The organism is Acinetobacter sp. SM1B, from assembly GCF_003289665.1.
GTDB classification, from domain to species: Bacteria; Pseudomonadota; Gammaproteobacteria; order Pseudomonadales; family Moraxellaceae; genus Acinetobacter; species Acinetobacter schindleri.
This window is the reverse complement of record NZ_QMBM01000001.1, coordinates 1,672,269-1,691,283: the sequence shown is the minus strand read 5'-3', so window position 1 is coordinate 1,691,283 and position 19,015 is coordinate 1,672,269. Positions and strand designations below refer to the sequence as shown.

General features: G+C 41.6%; 20 protein-coding genes. 4 read left to right on the top strand and 16 right to left on the bottom strand.

Annotated features, from left to right (window positions below; translation table 11 throughout):
* Positions 1 to 36: 36 nt before the first annotated feature.
* A complete protein-coding gene (locus C8322_RS08160) occupies positions 37 to 1,383 on the top strand; it encodes a hypothetical protein (RefSeq protein WP_228156498.1) in 1,347 nt (448 codons plus the stop codon).
* Positions 1,384 to 1,473: 90 nt separating this feature from the next.
* On the opposite strand, the gene C8322_RS08155 is transcribed toward C8322_RS08160, so the two are convergent.
* The 5 genes from C8322_RS08155 to C8322_RS08135 all read right to left on the bottom strand — a co-directional run bounded on the left by C8322_RS08155 (position 1,474) and on the right by C8322_RS08135 (position 4,761).
* A complete protein-coding gene (locus C8322_RS08155) occupies positions 1,474 to 1,872 on the bottom strand; it encodes a DUF3106 domain-containing protein (RefSeq protein WP_108675376.1) in 399 nt (132 codons plus the stop codon).
* A complete protein-coding gene (locus C8322_RS08150; protein WP_004815094.1) occupies positions 1,862 to 2,179 on the bottom strand; it encodes a hypothetical protein in 318 nt (105 codons plus the stop codon). The genes C8322_RS08155 and C8322_RS08150 overlap by 11 nt, the downstream gene beginning before the upstream one ends.
* Positions 2,176 to 2,790, bottom strand: a complete 615-nt coding sequence (locus C8322_RS08145) for an RNA polymerase sigma factor (protein ID WP_004815096.1) — start codon at positions 2,788 to 2,790, stop codon at positions 2,176 to 2,178. The genes C8322_RS08150 and C8322_RS08145 overlap by 4 nt, the downstream gene beginning before the upstream one ends.
* 168 nt (positions 2,791 to 2,958) lie before the next feature.
* A complete protein-coding gene (locus C8322_RS08140; RefSeq protein ID WP_048882448.1) occupies positions 2,959 to 3,735 on the bottom strand; it encodes a TrmH family RNA methyltransferase in 777 nt (258 codons plus the stop codon).
* A gap of 51 nt (positions 3,736 to 3,786) precedes the next feature.
* A complete protein-coding gene (locus tag C8322_RS08135) occupies positions 3,787 to 4,761 on the bottom strand; it encodes a class 1 fructose-bisphosphatase (protein ID WP_111810497.1) in 975 nt (324 codons plus the stop codon).
* A gap of 181 nt (positions 4,762 to 4,942) precedes the next feature.
* Between C8322_RS08135 and C8322_RS08130 the strand changes: the two genes are divergently transcribed.
* Positions 4,943 to 5,128: an NF038105 family protein gene (locus C8322_RS08130; RefSeq protein ID WP_004815102.1), complete on the top strand. Its 186-nt coding sequence runs from the start codon at positions 4,943 to 4,945 to the stop codon at positions 5,126 to 5,128.
* Positions 5,129 to 5,206: 78 nt separating this feature from the next.
* Here the strand turns inward: C8322_RS08130 and pal are convergent, their stop codons facing one another.
* The 8 genes from pal to C8322_RS08090 form a co-directional block, all read right to left on the bottom strand.
* A complete protein-coding gene (pal, locus tag C8322_RS08125) occupies positions 5,207 to 5,779 on the bottom strand; it encodes a peptidoglycan-associated lipoprotein Pal (RefSeq protein ID WP_048882451.1) in 573 nt (190 codons plus the stop codon).
* Between the two features lie 40 nt (positions 5,780 to 5,819).
* The gene (tolB, locus tag C8322_RS08120) at positions 5,820 to 7,103 is read right to left on the bottom strand and encodes a Tol-Pal system beta propeller repeat protein TolB (protein WP_008302437.1); all 1,284 of its coding nucleotides are present in this window, start codon (positions 7,101 to 7,103) and stop codon (positions 5,820 to 5,822) included.
* Between the two features lie 204 nt (positions 7,104 to 7,307).
* Positions 7,308 to 8,546 (bottom strand): cell envelope integrity protein TolA, encoded by a 1,239-nt coding sequence (gene tolA / locus C8322_RS08115; RefSeq protein ID WP_004892176.1) that lies wholly within the window; start codon positions 8,544 to 8,546, stop codon positions 7,308 to 7,310.
* 3 nt (positions 8,547 to 8,549) lie between these two features.
* A complete protein-coding gene (gene tolR / locus C8322_RS08110; RefSeq protein WP_004815110.1) occupies positions 8,550 to 8,999 on the bottom strand; it encodes a protein TolR in 450 nt (149 codons plus the stop codon).
* Positions 8,999 to 9,697, bottom strand: coding sequence for a protein TolQ (gene tolQ, locus C8322_RS08105; protein WP_004892180.1), 699 nt, complete (start codon positions 9,695 to 9,697; stop codon positions 8,999 to 9,001). Before tolQ ends, tolR begins: the two co-directional genes overlap by 1 nt.
* Before the next feature lie 27 nt (positions 9,698 to 9,724).
* Positions 9,725 to 10,132: a tol-pal system-associated acyl-CoA thioesterase gene (gene ybgC, locus C8322_RS08100; RefSeq protein ID WP_004892182.1), complete on the bottom strand. Its 408-nt coding sequence runs from the start codon at positions 10,130 to 10,132 to the stop codon at positions 9,725 to 9,727.
* A 225-nt stretch (positions 10,133 to 10,357) separates the two neighbouring features.
* Entirely contained in the window at positions 10,358 to 10,753 is a 396-nt protein-coding gene (locus C8322_RS08095) for a hypothetical protein (RefSeq protein WP_008302443.1), read from the bottom strand.
* A 739-nt stretch (positions 10,754 to 11,492) separates the two neighbouring features.
* Positions 11,493 to 12,836, bottom strand: coding sequence for an amidohydrolase (locus tag C8322_RS08090; protein ID WP_111810496.1), 1,344 nt, complete (start codon positions 12,834 to 12,836; stop codon positions 11,493 to 11,495).
* Between the two features lie 354 nt (positions 12,837 to 13,190).
* On the opposite strand from C8322_RS08090, the gene C8322_RS08085 reads away from it, so the two are divergent.
* Positions 13,191 to 14,420, top strand: a complete 1,230-nt coding sequence (locus tag C8322_RS08085; protein ID WP_111810751.1) for an acetamidase/formamidase family protein — start codon at positions 13,191 to 13,193, stop codon at positions 14,418 to 14,420.
* A 251-nt stretch (positions 14,421 to 14,671) separates the two neighbouring features.
* Positions 14,672 to 15,388 carry a hypothetical protein gene (locus tag C8322_RS08080; protein ID WP_111810495.1) on the top strand — a complete coding sequence of 239 codons (717 nt, stop codon included), beginning with the start codon at positions 14,672 to 14,674 and terminating at the stop codon, positions 15,386 to 15,388.
* Positions 15,389 to 15,420: 32 nt separating this feature from the next.
* Here the strand turns inward: C8322_RS08080 and ruvB are convergent, their stop codons facing one another.
* The 3 genes from ruvB to C8322_RS08065 form a co-directional block, all read right to left on the bottom strand.
* Positions 15,421 to 16,422 carry a Holliday junction branch migration DNA helicase RuvB gene (gene ruvB, locus C8322_RS08075; RefSeq protein WP_071320394.1) on the bottom strand — a complete coding sequence of 334 codons (1,002 nt, stop codon included), beginning with the start codon at positions 16,420 to 16,422 and terminating at the stop codon, positions 15,421 to 15,423.
* Between the two features lie 278 nt (positions 16,423 to 16,700).
* Positions 16,701 to 17,303 (bottom strand): Holliday junction branch migration protein RuvA, encoded by a 603-nt coding sequence (gene ruvA / locus C8322_RS08070; protein WP_008303701.1) that lies wholly within the window; start codon positions 17,301 to 17,303, stop codon positions 16,701 to 16,703.
* Positions 17,304 to 17,420: 117 nt separating this feature from the next.
* Positions 17,421 to 18,761: a deoxyguanosinetriphosphate triphosphohydrolase gene (locus tag C8322_RS08065; RefSeq protein WP_071320360.1), complete on the bottom strand. Its 1,341-nt coding sequence runs from the start codon at positions 18,759 to 18,761 to the stop codon at positions 17,421 to 17,423.
* Between the last annotated feature and the right edge of the window lie 254 nt (positions 18,762 to 19,015).

Below are 19,015 nucleotides of genomic sequence, written 5' to 3'. Positions count from 1 at the left end.
TGGCTCAATTAGGGGCGCTTTGCATTTCAAATCTTTGTGCAACAAAGCCCCGTAAAATTAATAGATGCTGCGAAAAACATCATCATCCCTGCAGCCATAGAACGTTCAGAATTGCTCTCGGATTATAAACCTGCCTCTCCATATAATATATATTTGCCACTGTATTACCCTATAGATAAAAACAGTAATACAGATTTTGTAAATGCTGGACATCTTAACTGTAGTGAAAGTGATCAGCGTGAAATTTTCCGTGTTTCGAATGGAACATTATTGCTCAATCCAGAGAATGCCAATACCTGCGATATTGGTTCTGTTGAATTGATGCGCCTAACTGCAGCGGATATACAGTCATTAAGTAATATCGCATATAGTGAAATGATTACTGTTTATGAAGATCGAATCCAGCAGCTGAAAGCTATGCTGGATGATCCTGGAAATGCACCAAGAAAATTGCAAATTCAGGCTGAACTCGATGACTTTAATTCTTTATTAACAAATACGAAAATATCTGCAAAATACCGTGCAATTTATATCGATCCATTTGAATTGGCATTACCTAAACAAATTGAAAAAGATGGTGAACTACGAAATAAACCATTTGATGCAGATCAGTATTCGATAAGTACTCAAGCCAAAGGTGTAGGAAAATTGGATGCCAGTGCTACAGGTGGAACTAACTTATTTCCTTTTGGTCCAGACGAACAACAAGTATGTGAATGGGTGCCTGAGCTGAAACGTATTATGTTTTACCGTAAGGATGGTGCTATCACACCGCCTGGTGTGAGTGAGTATTGTGTTTATACTCTTACAGAGAATCTTTCCGATAGTGAAAGAGCGAATGGTGTAGTGGCAGAAAGTTCATCGGGTGTATTAGCTGCAACCTTTAACAATATTGCACCTGTAGCTAAAAATGATATTTATACCATTCGTCCAGAAAATGATTTAAGGGTAGAAGTCAATCCATTAAGTAATGACTTCGACGATGATGGACCAATGGATAATTTAGCGCCACAATACAGGAAAACTCCAACTCATTTGGATAACACGGCAGCACCTATTCGCTTTGAAGATATTGATCCTTCATTAATCAATATGTATGCGGAACGTGAGGGAGTATGTCTGGATGGAACGACGAGTGAGAAATGTTATGGTGGTAAAATTACTTTCGAGATTAAAAATAATTTAAGTCAGTTTGATTATCCAATTAAGTATCACTATTATGACACAGAAGGTATAAAGTCAAATACTGCAACTATTATTTTAAGAAATAGCGCGAAAAATACCAATAGCGATAGCAGCGGTGGCGGTGCCATTAATATCATTGCTTTATTCGGTCTGCTTGGCATTGCAGCTTATCGTTCACGTCGTTTATTCAAGAGTTAAAGCATTATAGAAATATTAAAAAAGCCTCAATTGAGGCTTTTTTAATATCTTTTATTTTTGGCAATAATTTTAATAGTCGGGCTGGGAGAATTAGTTTTCAGCAACTATCAAATGTTTGTTGAAATATTCTTCACGAATCGCAGGGCGTTGTTCAGGCGTTGCTTTTTGCATACGTGAAGCTAACTCTTTGCGTTCATGAGAACTCATTTTCTGCCAGGTTTCGCGCATCTTTTGCTTTTCAGCTTCGGGCAGTTGGGTAAACCAGTCCATGCGCTGTTGTAAGCTTACGCTTTGCTCTGCAGGAAGTTCTTTTAAGGTCTGATAACGCTTAATTAGAGCAACCTGTTCTGCATCTGAAAGACTATTCCAGGTTTCATTGACTTGTGTATCAGCATCTTTGGAAAAAATCCAAAAACGCTCAAATCCGGCAAAGCTGGTTTGCAGAAAGCCGAATGCACAAAATGCAAGTGCTAGTTTTTTAGCTGCCATGTGGAACCTGGTCCTCACCTAAAACCATTAACATTTCCAAGTCTTCAACCATTTGGGGTGAAAGCTTAGGTACGGACACTACCTGGGTTTGAGGCTCCTCTTGGTTAGCGACATTTGGTAAAACAACAATACCTGCAATGGCAGCTGCAAGTGCAAAACCTGACATTTTGAAGAATGCAAAACGAGAATGCTTGGTTTCCTGAATTTCTTCAAGAACACGGTTCATCACAACAGGTTTGTCCTTATGCTGTTGTGCCATACCATCAAGTTTGGAAGTTACTTTTTTTAAGAAATCATCTTGATTCATTCGGATGACCCTCCCAGAAATGGATTTAAATGTGCAAGTGAGGCACGTAGACCCTGAATTGCACGGTGATAGTGAGTTTTCACACTGCCTTCGCTGCAGTTCATAATTTGTGCGGTGGTATGCGTATCAAAGCCTTCCCATGCACGAAGCATGAAAGCCTGTTGCTGACGAACAGGCAATTGGGCAATGGCTTGCTGGATTTCTTCGGCTGTAACGGCTTGATCCAGAAACTCTAATGGGGATGGCGTTGCTTCATCGACGACATCATTGAGTTCGGCATCATCGTCATCGAGCTGAACTTTTTTAAAAAATGAAAATGGCTGATTACGACGCATTTCTTTACGTCGCCAGTCCTGTAACTTGTTATTTAAAATGGTGTAAAACAGGGGATACCATTCTTCAGTGGATCGGTCTGCATAGGATTTATGCAGGGAAATAAACGCTTCCTGGACCAGATCCATGGCAATGCCATGCTGGCTTTGGGTTGCACTTTCCATCATCACCAATGCACGACCCGTCACATCTTGCATAAAATTCTTCAGGCGTGACTCGGCTGTACTCTTTAGAGTACTAGCATCTTGCGACTGAAGCTGTTTTGGCGCTAAATCCATAGAGATGGAAAATCCTGTCATTGGATACCCACCATTATTTTCAAGTACATGTCTATATAACGTTGAAAATAATGGTTTGGTTGACATTACACTTGATTATTTTTTCTAGTGTAATCTATTTTTTATGCAGGTCGCTGAGAAATAAAATAAAGTAACTTAAATGTGTGATCAGATCCGTTGACGGACCATTTCAAAGAAACAGATTGAACCTGCAATGGCAACATTCAGTGATTCCTGACCGCCTGGTTGAGGGATAGTGACGGCTTCGGCATGTTCCAGTGCATAGTCAGAAACGCCTTGACCTTCATTGCCCAGAATCCATACACAGGCCTTACGCAAATCTTTGCTATATAAGCTGCTAGAACGGTGAGAGCTGGTCACATAAACAGGAATCTTAAAGTTATTAAGCACTTCTTCTAAAGTGACATTTTCAAAACACTGTAAAGAAAAATGTGCACCCATTCCTGCACGTAATACCCGTGGAGACCAGAGCGATGCAGAACCTTTGGTGCAAATGATCTGATCAATGCCAGCCGCAGCAGCTGAGCGGAGCAAAGTACCGACATTGCCCGGATCTTGAACATTTTCAAGAATCAGTGTGTCTGCGGTGTAATCCAATGCTTGGCTAGAACTTGGAATATCCACGATCGCCATGCAGGCAATCGAAGTCCCTAATGTACTTAAGTCTTTATATAAAGATTCACCAATAACAAAAACGACACCGGTGTATTTCTGTAAAATGATCTCAAAGTCCGGATGTTGCAGGGCATGTTCAGTGGTGAAAATAGAATTGATTTTCTTGCTTTCATGAAGCCATGCAAGACAAAGGTGTGTGCCTTCAAGCACAGTTTGTCCTTGCTTTTTTCGATACGAATTCTGTTCAATCAAGCCACGCAAGTGCTTAATTTTAGGATTATCTTTGGATTCAAGGAAGATCGTTGGCATGGGAGAGAAGTCCACGGCAGTCAGTAGCACGCCAACTGCCGTTTTTAAATATTAGTTATGGTAGCTAGTGACAAGATCCACTTCGTTTTTCGAACCGATAATCACTGGAACACGCTGATGCAAGTCAGTAGGCTGGATGTCAAGAATGCGAACACGACCAGTCGTAGATGCACCACCTGCCTGTTCCATCAACATACTCATTGGATTTGCTTCATACATCAGACGTAAACGGCCAGCTTTTTTCGGATCTTTCAGGTCATATGGATACATGAAGATACCACTACGGCACAGGATACGGTGAATATCACCTACCATACATGCAACCCAGCGCATGTTAAAGTCTTTTTCACGAGAACCAGTTTTGCCTGCAAGAAGTTCATCGATATAACGTTTTACAGGTTCTTCCCAATGACGTTGGTTTGATGCATTAATTGCATATTCTTTAGTATCTGCAGCAACCTGAATATTTTCAGAAGTCAGCAGGAATTCCTGGGTTTCTGGGTCGAAAGTGAAAAAGATTGTACCTGCCCCTACAGTCAGCGCCATCATGGTAGATGGACCGTACAATACATAACCGGCTGCAACCTGATTGACACCCGCTTGCATAAAGTCTTCTGCCTGAGTTACGGCATTTTTAGCAGGTAAAATCGAGAAGATGGTGCCAACACACATATTGATATCAATATTGCTTGAACCATCAAGTGGATCGAACAATACCAGGAACTGACCATTTTCCTGTGCAGGAGTGAACTCATCCAGTTCTTCAGATGCCAGGCCACCTACATTTGGATGAACTTTTAATGCATCGATCAAATAATCATTAGAGATGACATCCATTTTTTTTTTTTCTTCGCCCTGAACGTTCTCATGCTGAGCACTGCCCAATACGCCAGCCAATGCACCTTTTTGCAGTGCTTGATCAATTGTCTTACATGTATTTGCAATTGTTTCAATCACTTGTGCAAGTTCAGGTGTGAGATTCCCAGTTTTTTGCTGTAAAAATTGGGAAAGGCTTAGGTAAGACATGTCAGAAAAACTCCGAATAAAAATTTATCAGAATGATAAAAATGTAATTGGGCTATATTTTAGATGAGAACGAGGTAAAAGAAAAATTAAACTGAGACTATTTGCTATGATTTTACACTTGCAAGTCCGCTAGAAAATGCTATGTTGATTAAAAGGAAAACATAGGTTCAGGAGCACAAATATGACAACATTAAAGTTTGATGCGACTCCTACGCCGAGCGAAGCCATTAATTTAGATGAAATTTCTGAAGATAAGATGAAGGAAGCCTGGAAGGCTTATGAGGCTAAGCCGGAGTATAAAGAGTTCAATAAACACGACATGATTGAGTCGATGCAGCATCCCGAGGACGAAGAAGCTCAGCACTAAAATATGTTTCGCATTCAAAAAAAGCACTCATCAATGAGTGCTTTTTTATTTGCAGAACTGAGAACAGTTCAGGCAGTTTTATTTGAGTAGTGGTGGAACCGCTTCGTAGTTAATTTCTACACGACGGTTTTCTTTCCAGGCATTTTCGTCATGACCTGGATTCACTGGCATTTCTTTACCATAGCTCACCGCTTCAAGTTGACCTGCATTCACGCCAGTCGTTATCAAGAAGCTTTCTACCGCTTTGGCACGACGTTCACCAAGTGCCATGTTGTATTCACGTGTACCACGTTCATCAGTATGACCTGTCAAAGCAACACGTGAATTGGCATTTGCCATCAGGAATTGGGCGTGGGCTTGCAGGGTGAGAAGATCGTCATTTGACAATTCACTACTGTCATAGTCGAAGTGCACCACACGTTTTGCCAGGTAAGCTTTATTTTCAGCAGTGACACCTTTAGAAGATGCGCCAGCCATGCTTTGTGCATTTAGTGCAGCATCTTCGCTCAAACCTTGAGTGTCGACAGTTGTGGCTGAACCTGCGCCAAGTTCACCAGTTTGCGTTTGTGTTGCTGGTTTACGGCTGGCACAGCCAGTCATCACTAGTGCAGCAGCCAGTAATGGAAGTGCGAATAATTGTACTTTTTTCATCTTCATCTCCATGAAGTTTTGAGTATGTTGAAGTAATGGATTATTTAGGTGCCCAAGCTGGTTCACGAACTTCACCTTGTTCACTTGGCAGGTTCATACGGAAACGGCCATCAAGTGACATGATCGATAGCAGCCCACGTGAACCTTCACGTGTTGCATAGACTACCATCTGACCATTTGGTGAGAAGCTTGGTGATTCATCCAGACTGGTAGGCGTGAGGATATTATTCACACCTGAATTCAAGTCTTGAATGGCAACTTTGTAATTACTGCCACTTGGACGGTGAACCAATGCCAGTTTTTTACCATCTGCGCTTAAAGTACCGCGAGCATTGAAGGCACCACGGAACGTAAGACGTTTGGTTGCACTGTTGGCAAAATCATAACGATAGATCTGTGGCGAACCGCCGCGGTCAGAGGTGAAAATAAAAGATTTGCCATCTGGTGCATAACGCGCCTCAGTATCAATCGCTGAGTCATTCGTCAGACGTTTTAACTGGCGAGTTTCCAGATTCATTTCATAGATTTCAGGATTGCCATGCATAGAAGCTGTAAATAGCATGCTCTTGCCATCTGGGGAAAAACTTGGCGCACCATTGAGACCACGGAAGCTGGCCAATTTTTCACGTTGACCAGTTGCCAGATTTTGTAGGTAAATTGCCGGGCGTTTGGTTTCAAATGAAACATAGGCAATCTTTTTCGCATCTGGTGTCCAGGCTGGGGACAGGATTGGATCACGTGAAGTCAGGATGGTTTTTGGTTGTTCACCATCGGTATCAGCAATCTGCAGGGTATAACGCTGATCAGGTGTCGCAGGATTGCGCAGTACATAGGCAATACGGCCGCTGAAATCGCCCGGAATACCGGTCAATGCTTGGAAAATGGCATCACTGATCATGTGAGCAGCTTGACGGGTACGTGTAGCCGGTACTGTTAACAGTTCATTCAATAGATACTGTTTTTTCTCAATATCATAGAGCTGATATTGAATTTCATAAGAACCATCAGCATTGGTTTTGGATGAGCCTGTTACCACATAAGGGACACCTGCAGCCGCCCAGGCATCCGCATTCGGATTATTCAGGGTTGCTGTTGCCGGCAGGTTTTTTGAAGCACTAGTAAACTTGCCAGAACGGTTCAGGTCATTTTCTACAATCGGGTAGATGCTCTGGTCCTGACTGAATGGCACGATCGCAATCTTTGGAGCTGCTTCAGGGGCCTTAGTAATTTCAAGATGCAGTTGCGCCTGTGATTGTGTTGCAGTCAGTGTACCCAGCGCAGCGAATATAGCAAGGCAGAGTAAGTGTTTGCGCGTTTTTTCCATCATTCGTTATTTACTCAAATCAACGGATTTATTGTGAATATGATTGCGTTACATCATCGCATGAATTTGGCTGAATGAAACCACTCAGCAATGATCAAACTGTTATAACACTGTGAAAAGTGAATATTATTTTGCCGCTTTTTGCTGAAGTTTAACTTAAAAAAATAAAAGCCATAACTGTTTTTCGGATTATGGCTTAAATTTTTATTGTGCAGTGAAGGTAGAGGTGAAACTCCGGGCTTCACGCCGTGCATCCGGATCAGATGGCATCGGGTAGGGTGCAGCAGCACGAACTGCGGCTTCTACACTGGCTTTCATGTCCGGATCGCTAGCATTCACGATCACAGAAACCACAGAACCGCTGTCACTCAGGGTAACGCGGGCAGTCGCTTTCTGACCGGAAGAACCAGTAGGCGTATCCCAGGCACGCTTGATCTTATTTTCAAAGTCGCGTTTTGCTGTAGAGGCAATCCGTTTTACTTCAGCTTTTTTCTGGGCAGCTTCTTCAGCAGCCTGTTTAGCAGCAGAAGCCTTTGCCTCAGCTTCAGCCTGTGCTTTAGCTTCGGCATCCGCTTTAGCTTTTGCATCGGCAGCAGCTTTATTTTTGGCGGCGGCATCCGCTCTAGCTTTAGCATCTGCTTCTGCCTTGCGTTTGGCCTCAGCATCGGCTTTCGCTTTTGCAGCGGTATCCGATTTTTCCTTGGCAGCGGCATCTGCTTTGGCTTTCGCGGCAGCATCAGCCTTACGTTTTGCTTCGGCATCAGCTTTCGCTTTTGCATCAGCGGCAGCTTTATTTTTCGCAGCAGTATCGGCTTTTGCCTTAGCAGCAGCTTCAGCCTTGGCTTTCGCCTGTGCATCCGCTTCCTGTTTAGCTGCTAAGTCAGCTCGCTTTTGTGCTTCTAGTTTTGCTTTTTCTGCAGCAGCTGCTTTCTGCTGAGCTTGCTGTTCTGCACGGCGGGCAGCTTCTTGTTCAGCTTTTGATTTGTTTGCAGCATCGGCTTTTGCTTTAGCAGCCGCTGCCTTGGCCTGTTCTGCAGCCTCAGCACGTTTTGCTGTTTCTGCTGCTTGTTGTTCAGTCTTGCGTTGTGCTGCTTCTGCGACTTTCGCTTCTTGTGCGGCCTTTTGAGTATCTACTTTTGGTGCCGGTGGCGTCACTGGAGGGGCAGCAGTTGGAATTACTGGGGCTGCTTCCGTAGGCTCAGCAGTCTGCGTGATCTGTTCTGCCACATTTTCATGGGCAGTTTCATCAAACTCGGTTTCTTCACGTGTGACCGGTTTTAGGTCTTCAGGATTTACCAGTACAGTTTTAATCTGTTTTGGCGGTTCCGGCGGTTTGCTCATCCCCAGATAAAGTAATCCCACCAAAGCGACTGTATGGACTCCGATCGTGAATCCAATCGCAAGCACTTTCTGCTTAGAGGGTGGCTTTTTGAAATCTTTCATAAATTACTTTATAGGGGCGGTAAGCAAGCCGACTTGTGCGAGACCGGCATCCTGTAGGGCAGACATGAGTTTCATGACTTCGCCATAAGGACGAGTCTCACTCCCATTAATCAAAACGCTAAGCTGTTTGTTCGCAGTCTGTGCTTCATTTTGTGCATTGGTCAGGACTGTTTTTAATTCATCGAGCGTTAACACATCATTTGCGTGATTTTTATCTTCTAATTTAATCGTACCATCTGCTTCTAAAGTCACGATGGCAGGGCGGTCCTCAGCTTGAATGGGATTGCTATTGGCTTGTGGCAAATCAACCTTAATACCGGTAGTAATCATAGGTGCCGTCACCATAAAAATCACCAGAAGCACCAACATCACGTCAATATAAGGCACGACGTTCATGTCACTTTTCAGTGGTTTTTTAATACGCTCAAAGCGTCCTGAACGTTGAATAGCCATTAGTCATTGTCCTGAGGCTGGCCAAGTGACTGACGTTGTAACAGGGCCACCATTTCTTCTGCGAACAGGGCACGATCAGAATAAACTGCTTCACCTTTAGCTGTGTAATGGTTGAATGCCAATACTGCTGGAATGGCAGCAAATAAACCAATTGCGGTTGCAATTAAAGCTTCCGCAATGCCTGGCGCTACAGTTGCTAGCGTGACCTGATCCATATCTGCCAGACCAATGAAAGCATTCATGATGCCCCAGACTGTACCGAACAGACCGACATAAGGCGCAACTGAACCGATACTGGCCAAGGCACCTAAGCCATTTTCCAGGCTACCCTGATCACGGCTTAAGCCCACGCGCAGAATACGTTCAGTGCCTTCAATCGACTGGGTAGTAGAGGCATTGCGTTTTTTCAGTTTAAGAAACTCACCCAGGCCCTGATAGAAAATATCTTCCAGACCAGTACGTTTAGAGTTCAGCTGAGCATTGTTATAAAGCGTATTCAGTTCAGCGCCAGACCAGAAGATCTTCTGAAAATGTTCATCTTCTGCCTGTGCTTTTTTGTAGCCCATGTAAAGCTTGGCAATCAGATACCAGCTATACAGAGATGCCAGTAAAAGAGACAGCATAACCAGTTGTACGACAGGGCTTGCTTGTAAAATAAGATCTGATACTTGTAGGGATGATGCTAACTCGGTTGCCATAGTGTTTACATGTGCCAATTCATTTTTTTAATCTTGTTCCAATTCTTTTCGAATCAGGTCGCGTATTTCATCAGGTAGGCGACGTGGACGCATATCAGCGCCGATACAGGCCAGCTCTACCTCACCCGATGCAAGCATGATTTCACCACGATAAATATTTTGTTGCAATACAAAAGATGAAGCTTTAAGTGAAACGACACTTGCAGTGACGGTAATTAAGTCATCCATCATAATAGGACGCGAATATTTCACGTTAATTTTATGTACAACAAAATTGTAATCTTTTTGATGCCAGTAGTGGCTGATGCCTGATGCACGCAGCCATTCGGTACGTGTACGTTCCATAAAGCGAATATGATTGGCGTGATAGACAATGCCACCCGCGTCTGTGTCTTCAATATAAACGCGGATATTGAATTCAAATTTATTCGCCATAATGCTTTTCCATTGGTTTTACATGCAGATTAATGCTGCTTTCTGCACCTAATTTTGAGCTTAGAATTTGTCAAAATCAGGCTACAAGTCAAGTGATATCAGGCTGGGCAGTTTAGCATACTGACTTTTTTGACCAATGGCACAAGATTTCAAAGACGTGAAAAATTTTACCTGTAGAGGCGGTATTAGAGAGACTGCTAGCGATAAGAACTAATCAATTAATTTTTAAACAGTCCTGCATTGAACTGGATGATTATCACGGTCGCCTTTAAAGAAAATGGATTGCGTATCGCGGTTTATGGACAGTACATAACTTGGACTATTATGAGGGTGATCACGATCTACCCAGCGAATTTGAGGAAGTTGAAGCAGAGGTTGAGCGTTAACGTAAGTCACTGAAGCTTCACCATTCCAGCAGGCATTTTCGGCACAGATGGAGACATGTTTATGACGATTGACTGAGATTGTTAATTTATCTGGTGAAGAACTAGATGGGTTTTTAATACAATTTGGATGCGGGCAAAGACTTTGTAAAATTGCATTATTGCACTCCCAGACATCTTGGGCAGAAGTTATTACTGGATATAAAATAGCGCAGGTCGCCAATAAGAAAACTTTCATGACTTAATCCTCATTGAATACTTTTTTATAGTCTTAGAATGCCTATCTGCTGATTTTTATTTGTATTTTGAAAAGGATGTATGGAAGAAAATTTAATCAGAATAGACAGTTTAAGCTTTATATTTTTTCTGAAGAATTTTAATCACTTTTTATTTTAAGTGAGTATTGCTTCTCATTTTTTAATTTAAAAGGTTTATATAGACCGATCAATATCTTCAGAAAAAAGATTTGTAGCGAACGGTAAAGAGTAAGCATAATATGTAATAAAGAATTAAAGTTTTAAATCTTATAATATATTTAACATGCTTGAATATTAGACGATAAGAGAGGAGGTGTTGAAGCAAAAATATATTTGAAAATACAAGTTATTTAGACAGTTTTTAAATAGATGAATGGCATGCTATTAAATAATAGCTAAAATAAATTAATCTCATTTTATACAGTTTTTAATTAAACTAATTGAACAACATTAAGAATCACTAGCAAAAGGAAAGTAAATCACCTGTTCTGATTTAAACACTAAACTCTAATTGCTTTGATCTGTTTTTTATTATAAAAGTTCATAGACTGATTTTCTTTCTAAGGGGAGCTGTAAATAGTACGGTAAATATCTACCTATGATTATTCCGGAATATAAGAGAAGAGAGCAGATGTTTAATTCAGAATAGATAAAAAAGTGTTGTATCGAAAGATGAAAAAATGAATGAGTCCAAAAACTCATTCATTTAGATGCATCACATTATTTCTTCTTTTTCCAATTGGCCTGCACCTGCTCAGCTACTTTTGGATAGTCCAGAATAAAGCGAACATGACTTTCTACACCGGTTTTCAGGGTCGCATCATCCACAATGAAATTCGGGTTATGGTTTGGTGCGGCCTGATTCATATCCTGATCAGCTGGTGTTGCTCCAACAAACACAAACAGGGATGGCATCAGCTGGCCATAGTAAGCAAAATCTTCACTAGCGCTGGCATTGTTGTCTAAAACATGCAGTTTATCTTCGCCATGTACGCTTGCTAAGGTCGGGCGCATCAATGCAGTCAAGGTTTTATCATTGGTGGTGACCGGTGCATAGGGAGAGATTTCAACCTTGACCTTGACATCGTTGGCAGCAGCATTGTGTTCCAGCATTTTCGGCAAGTCTTTTAAAATGCCTTGACGCACATCTTCACTATTGGAGCGGATGGTGCCGACCATATTGACCTGATCTGGAATGACATTACCGGTTGTGCCGCCCTGTATGCTGCCAATACTGACCACGCCCATCCTTTTAGTCAGGTTGGCTTTACGGCTGATCAGACTTTGTAAATTGGTCACCATCTGGGCAGAGGCATAAATCGGGTCTTTACCTGCCCAAGGCATGGAGCCATGTACCTGACTGCCATTCACCTGAATGCTTAAATGATCGGCACTATTTAAAATCACACCATCTTTATAGAAAATATTGCCACTTGGCATACCTGCCATGACATGCATCCCGAAAATCACTTCAGGTTTTGGATTGTTCAAGGCACCATCGGCAATCATTTTGCGTGAGCCAATCTGATCGCCATGGGTGAAATTATCAATATCTGCACCACCTTCTTCAGCTGGCTGGAATACAAACACCACTGTTCCTGCGATTTTATCTTTATTGGCGGCCAGAACTTTGGCTGCCCCTAGGAGCATGGCAGTATGTGCATCATGACCACAGGCATGCATTACATGGGTTTCTTTGCCCTGATAAATCGCTTTTTGCTTGCTGGCGAATGATACTGGTGCAGTTTCCTGGATGGGTAAGGCATCCATATCTGCACGCAGGGCCATGACTGGACCCGGTTTTGCACCTTTCAAAACTCCAATCACACCAGTCTTGGCATAACCTTTGCGGACCTCAATACCATAGGACTTCAGTTCCCTTTGCACCAGTTCGGAGGTTTTAAATTCCATATTGCCCAGTTCAGGATGCTGGTGGATATGCTGGCGTAACTTGATGGTATGAGCTTCAGCTTTCTGCACAGAATTATCAATCCAGTCTGCCAGACTCATCTGACTGGCAAACGCAAGTGGAAGACAAAGGCAAAGCCGCTTATACATATTCATATCTGGGGAGAACCTTAAGAATCGGAGATGGTTAAAAGGATATTCTAGAATGGCATACTGGCTTTAAATTAACCAAAACCTGCACGGTATATAGTCAATACTTCTAAGGTATAAAGAGGGAGTTACCTTGCTGTTTAAGGAAATTATTCAGTAAGTTTTATTGTAATTTTATGTATCTCAGGGACATGTGGTTTTTCTCTCTTTATATACCTGCTTCCTATATTGAAATTTATTCAAAGAAGTATAGATCGATCAAATGATTAAATTTTGAATATTTATGATGAGGTATGTACCAGATTGGCATTGGGATTGCATGAAGTTAGCTTGCATTAATTTTTCATGGAATTTGAACATATGTTAAAACCTTTAGCTTTGTCTCTTGCTGTTGCAGCAAGCTTTTCTTTTATTTCTGCACATGCGGCAGCTGAAGATTTTAAAATTTTAAAACAGCTTGAAAGTAAACCAGTCTTACTCAAAAGTGGGGAATATAAAGGGAATCACTATGTTCCAAGCACCTTGAATACCATCACTTGGGGCTATTTACCTAACAAAGATGCCAAACCTGTGTTGACCATTCCATCGGGCAGCACTATTACCTTTGATACAGTTTCGCATGAAGGCTTGCTTGAAGACCAAGGACGTGATGCTGAAAAGTATTTCACTTCTAAAGGTGTGAAACCTGAGCATATTTTGCCTGAAGCGAAACTGATTACAGGTTCTAAGTTAAAGCACGATTTCCATAAAGATGGTCCACATATTATTACCGGACCTGTCTATGTGAAAGATGCGATGCCAGGTGATATTTTAAAAGTCGAGATTTTAAAAGTTGAGCCACGTGTGCCTTATGGTGTGATTTCAAACCGTCATGGTAAAGGCACATTGCCTGAGTTTCCTAAGAGTCAAAAGCATGATCATGCATCGCCTGCAAACCCAGAAGCCTATGGCAATGTTTCCATCTTTACTCCAATTGAAAAGAATAAAGAGGGTATTTGGGAAGGCGTTTTAAAAACCGAGTCAGGCAAAGCAATTCGTTTCCCATTGAATCCATTTATGGGTACGATGGGCGTTGCACCAAATACGAGCGACCCTGTGCATTCTGTGCCACCATCGTTCTATGGCGGTAACATTGATATTAATGATTTAACCGCAGGTGCAACGGCTTACTATCCAGTTCAAGTACCGGGTGCGTTGTTCTATACGGGTGATAGTCATTTTGTTCAAGGTGATGGTGAGGTCGCATTGACCGCACTTGAAGGTTGTGCACGTGCGACCTTTAAAATTACGGTATTAAAAGCGGGGAGTGACAAAATACCAGGTAAATCGTTGAAGCAGCCTTTGGGTGAAAATGATGAGTTTTGGATTACACCGGGTTTAGATGAAGACCTTGATGAAGCGATGCGTAAGTCGACTCGTGAAGCAGTACGTTTTCTTGTCGATGAATATGGTATTTCAGAAGAAATTGCTTATGCGTATTTAAGTGCTGCGACTGATTTTGAAGTATCGCAAGTCGTAGATAGAACTAAAGGTATTCATGCCATGATTCGTAAAGCGGACTTTAAAGAGTTTAAGAAAGACGCGAAATAATTTTTGAATAAAACTTAGAAAAATAGGTTTGTGCTTTTGCCAACTGATTTAGACATGGTCAGTTGGCTTTTTCTTTTGTAGTAGGAAATAGCAAAGTATGAGGTAACATTATTTAATTTTTATATATTTTGAAGAATTATGATAAAGTTTTACTACTATAAGCTAAATCATATAAGACTATCTTAATGGGTTTAAGAAGTAATTTTTTATCATAGCTTTTTTAATAATAATTAAATTTTTATGGGGTGAGAATGACGCAAAGAAAAGATGATAAATTTAGTCTAACGCTAAAACTTTTAATAGGCTTTTTAATCGTTTGCCTTTTTATATTGTTTTTATATTATGCATCAGTCTATCAAATTGCTATAAAAGAAAATGCAGTTGCATCGACGCTATCAAATATGTATGTAGTGGCAGCTACACTATTTACACCGATAGCAGCTTTGATATTCGTAAAAGACTGGAAAGAACAGCATAATAAAAATTTAGAAACGGATTTTGTTAAAACCGCTTTAGGTCATTTACGAAAAGTTGAGATACTCGAAAAACAAGTAAATATTGCCGTATCTGAGCTCCGTAATGAATGGAAAGAAGAAGACTTTGGACATTCATTTTTAGCTTTAAAAAATATTGATAGACAAGAATTATCTCAACAGTCATTTTTACTTTTAGAGTCGTTAAAAGAATTAGAGATTTTAACTAAAGACCCAGAGATTTCTATTATTGTTGAAACATATCAGGATTTTAATTTCGTATATGTACTTACTTTAGGTATGATAGGTTTAGTTGTAGATCGAGATAACTTTAAAGGCAATGAATCTAATTTTAATGATTTAAAAGAAATACTGAATATATCGGCACCTACTAAAAATGTGAAAATTGCCAATAAAAAATTATATGAAATTTTTGTTGGGACGGTTGAGTTAGGGATTAAATTAAAATTATTTATTTTATTAAAAGCAAAATAAAAAAGCAGCCTAAGCTGCTTTTTTACTTGCCTTTACTTCGGCTCAGGCGGCGTCATCCCAAACTGCAAATACGCCATATTAGTTGCTATACGACCACGTGCAGTCCGCATCACATAACCTTGCTGAATCAAATATGGCTCGATGACATCTTCCAATGTGCCTGAATCTTCCGCCATCGCAGCAGCCAACGCTTCAACACCTGCAGGACCACCATCAAAACGCTCAAGCAGCATAGACAAGTAACGACGGTCAAGCGTATCTAAACCATCTTTATCGACTTTCAGCATATCTAGCGCACGTTGTGCCATGTCTTGGGTCACTTCGCCTGTGCCTTTGACCTGTGCATAGTCACGCACACGACGTAATAAACGATTAGCAATACGTGGTGTACCACGAGAGCGGCGAGCAACTTCAAGCGCACCTTCGTCGGTCATAGGCACATCCATCAAACTCGCTGAACGTTTCACAATATGGGTTAAGTCTTCAACTGAATAGAACTCTAGACGCTGCACAATCCCGAAACGGTCGCGCAGCGGAGAGGTAAGCAAACCTGCACGTGTGGTAGCAGCCACCAACGTAAATGGCGGTAAATCCAGTTTAATCGAACGTGCCGCAGGACCTTCACCAATCATGATGTCGAGTTGGTAATCTTCCATCGCTGGGTAAAGAATTTCTTCAATGACGGGTGAAAGACGATGAATTTCATCAATAAATAAAACGTCACCTTCCTCTAAGTTGGTCAGCATGGCCGCCAAGTCACCTGCACGTTCAAGCACTGGGCCAGAAGTGGATTTGAGATTACCACCCATTTCACGTGCAATAATATTGGCCAGCGTGGTCTTGCCCAGACCGGGAGGACCAAAGATCAGGGTATGATCAAGGGCTTCTTCACGGCCACGGGCTGCACCTATAAAGATTTCCATTTGCTCACGAACTACTGGCTGACCAATGTAGTCATCGAGGGAGGTTGGGCGAATCGCACGATCAAACTGATCTTCGGGTTTTTCAGAACCACTGATGAGACGGTCTTGCATATCTAATAACTTAATCTCTTTATTGAAGCTGTTTGATGCTGCGGAAACAGCCTCAAATAATGATTTGTGTTTAGCTGCCATTGTGTAGGCGTTGTTTTACTTTTGAAAGATCAAAAGTAACAAAAATCTTTTGTTGAGTTGAGGGTACGTCCTGAACAGGTTTTAAGCACTGCTTTAAAACCTAGTGCAAGACAACTCAACTGGCGACATCCATGTCGCGAGTAATTTATATAAATAAGAGAATAAACAAACTTATTTAACATTAAGTCATTTTCCTATTATTTATTCATCGACTTTAATGCCGCACGGATAATATCACTGGCTTCAGTAAAATCACCTTTGGCTGCATTAACCAGTTTTTGGGCTTCCAGAGGTTTGTAACCCAATGACTGTAATGCAGCTTCCGCTTCTGCCACTGCAGAATTGCCAGTAAATTGGATTTGCTCAGTGGTAGAGTTGCTTGGTGCTGTACTTGAAGCCATGGCTTTAAAGCGGTCACGTAATTCAATCATTAAACGTTCTGCGGTTTTCTTGCCTACGCCGGGCACTTTCACCAGCGTATTCACATCTTCATGTTCAACGGTATGAATCAGCATTTCTACACTCAGGGTAGACAGAATACCAAGCGCCATTTTGGGACCAACACCGTTAACCTTTAATAAGGTGCGGAAAATAGTTTTTTCCTGTGCATTGATAAAGCCATAAAGTAACTGGGCATCTTCACGCACGGCCAAATGCGTCCAAAGGGTAATTTTCTGGCCTTTTTGCAGCTGGCAAAAAGTGGTCAGTGGCGTATCAATTTCATAACCGATACCATTTACATTCAACAAAACAGTCGGTGCTTCCAGTGCCAGCACTTCACCAATCAGACATCCAATCATTTTTTATAAATACTCAATTTCAATACGGGCATATTAGTCAGCATTCGGGCCAAAGGCAAAATACTGTAAATTAAAAAGTTGCGATTTGCCGAGATTATCAGCAAATCGTGTAAATCATTAAATTAATCCAGCTTTATTGCCATGCAGTTCCTGAGCCAGGTTGTAGGCCTGATGATCCGAAAACTTAGAAATAATATCCAGTACCTGCATGATATTGTCATAATGATCTGCATGGAACTGCACACCTGAACGGTTCAGAATCGCCATCAGGCGCTGTTCCTTGAAGCTCAAATTTTTATGAGGTGTGGTCAGTGGAATAAAGGCATCCAGAATGGTTTGCAGACTCTGATGGGCAATAATTTCCAGACCGGCTTTTTGTGGATGTTCAAAGATTTTGTCTCTCGCCAGTTCTTTGGCCCGGTTAATCCCGATCTCAATGTCTGAACTGCAATAACTTAGCAATGAGCCTTTTAGCTGGCCCATCAGAATTTCCTGCTGGTGATGGGCAAATGCCGTCGTGACTTCAGCTACCAGACGTTTCATTACCCGGCCACGCAGGGCAGCAATTTTTTGCTGCCAGGTTGTATCCGGCATCCCGATCTCGGAAGGTGGTCCATAATCCCCTAACAAATTTAAAAATACTGGTTCTACTTCGGCATAGCTGAGCATATTCAGACTGATGCCATCTTCCAGATCAATCAGGGCATAACAAATATCATCGGCAGCTTCGAGCAGATAGGTTAGGGGATGACGACAGTAGCGATATTCACCCAGTTGAATCAGTCCAAGCTGTTCAGCAATTTCTTTTAAAATCTCTTTTTCAGACTGATAACAACCAAATTTCGGACGATGGCTGGCTGGCGTATTGCCAGTAGGATCGATGGTCTGAGAGAGCCATGGATATTTCAAGTAAGCACCTAAAGTGGCATAGGTCAGACGCATACCGCCATCGTTAGGATGATAGTCAATCTTGGTCAGCAGGCGTAGACCTTGAGCATTGCCCTCAAACTGACGAACATCGGCTTCCTGTTCCGGACTTAAGTTTTTCAGGAAATCAGTATGAGAGGCATCATCAAACCATTCACGAATAGCGTATTCACCGGCATGGCCAAAAGGCGGATTACCAATATCATGTGCCAGACAGGCAGCCTGAATGATGGCACCGACATCGGCAGGAGAAATCCAGGGAGGTAACTGATCCTTGATTTTTTCCGCAGCCAGCATACCCAGGGAACGCCCAATACAGGACACTTCCAGTGAATGGGTTAAACGGGTATGAATGCCATCATGCTGAGTCAGAGGGTGGACCTGAGTTTTACGATTTAGCTGGCGAAAACTTTGCGAAAAAATAATACGATCATAGTCTTTATGGAACGGGCTGCGCGCCAGTTCAGAACTTTGCTTTTTACTGCCAATACGGACAGTGGAGAGTAATTCCAGCCAACGCATTTGAGTCATTTATCATTATTCAATCAATTCTTTAATGCATGATGCCAAAAATGGAGCTAAAAATATATGGAGTTGCGACATAAGTTGCCGTCTTAAAGTGAGATAAGAGTAAAGAGTGTTTAAAAGATGATTTTAATATTAAGATACTTCAATAGACGAAAAGAAATATTTATTTTCAAATAAAGGGAGTTTTTTAAGGTATTCGGCACACTGAAGCGAGTAAGAAAGTTTAATTCTAGATAAATTTGTTGTTGAAAAATAAT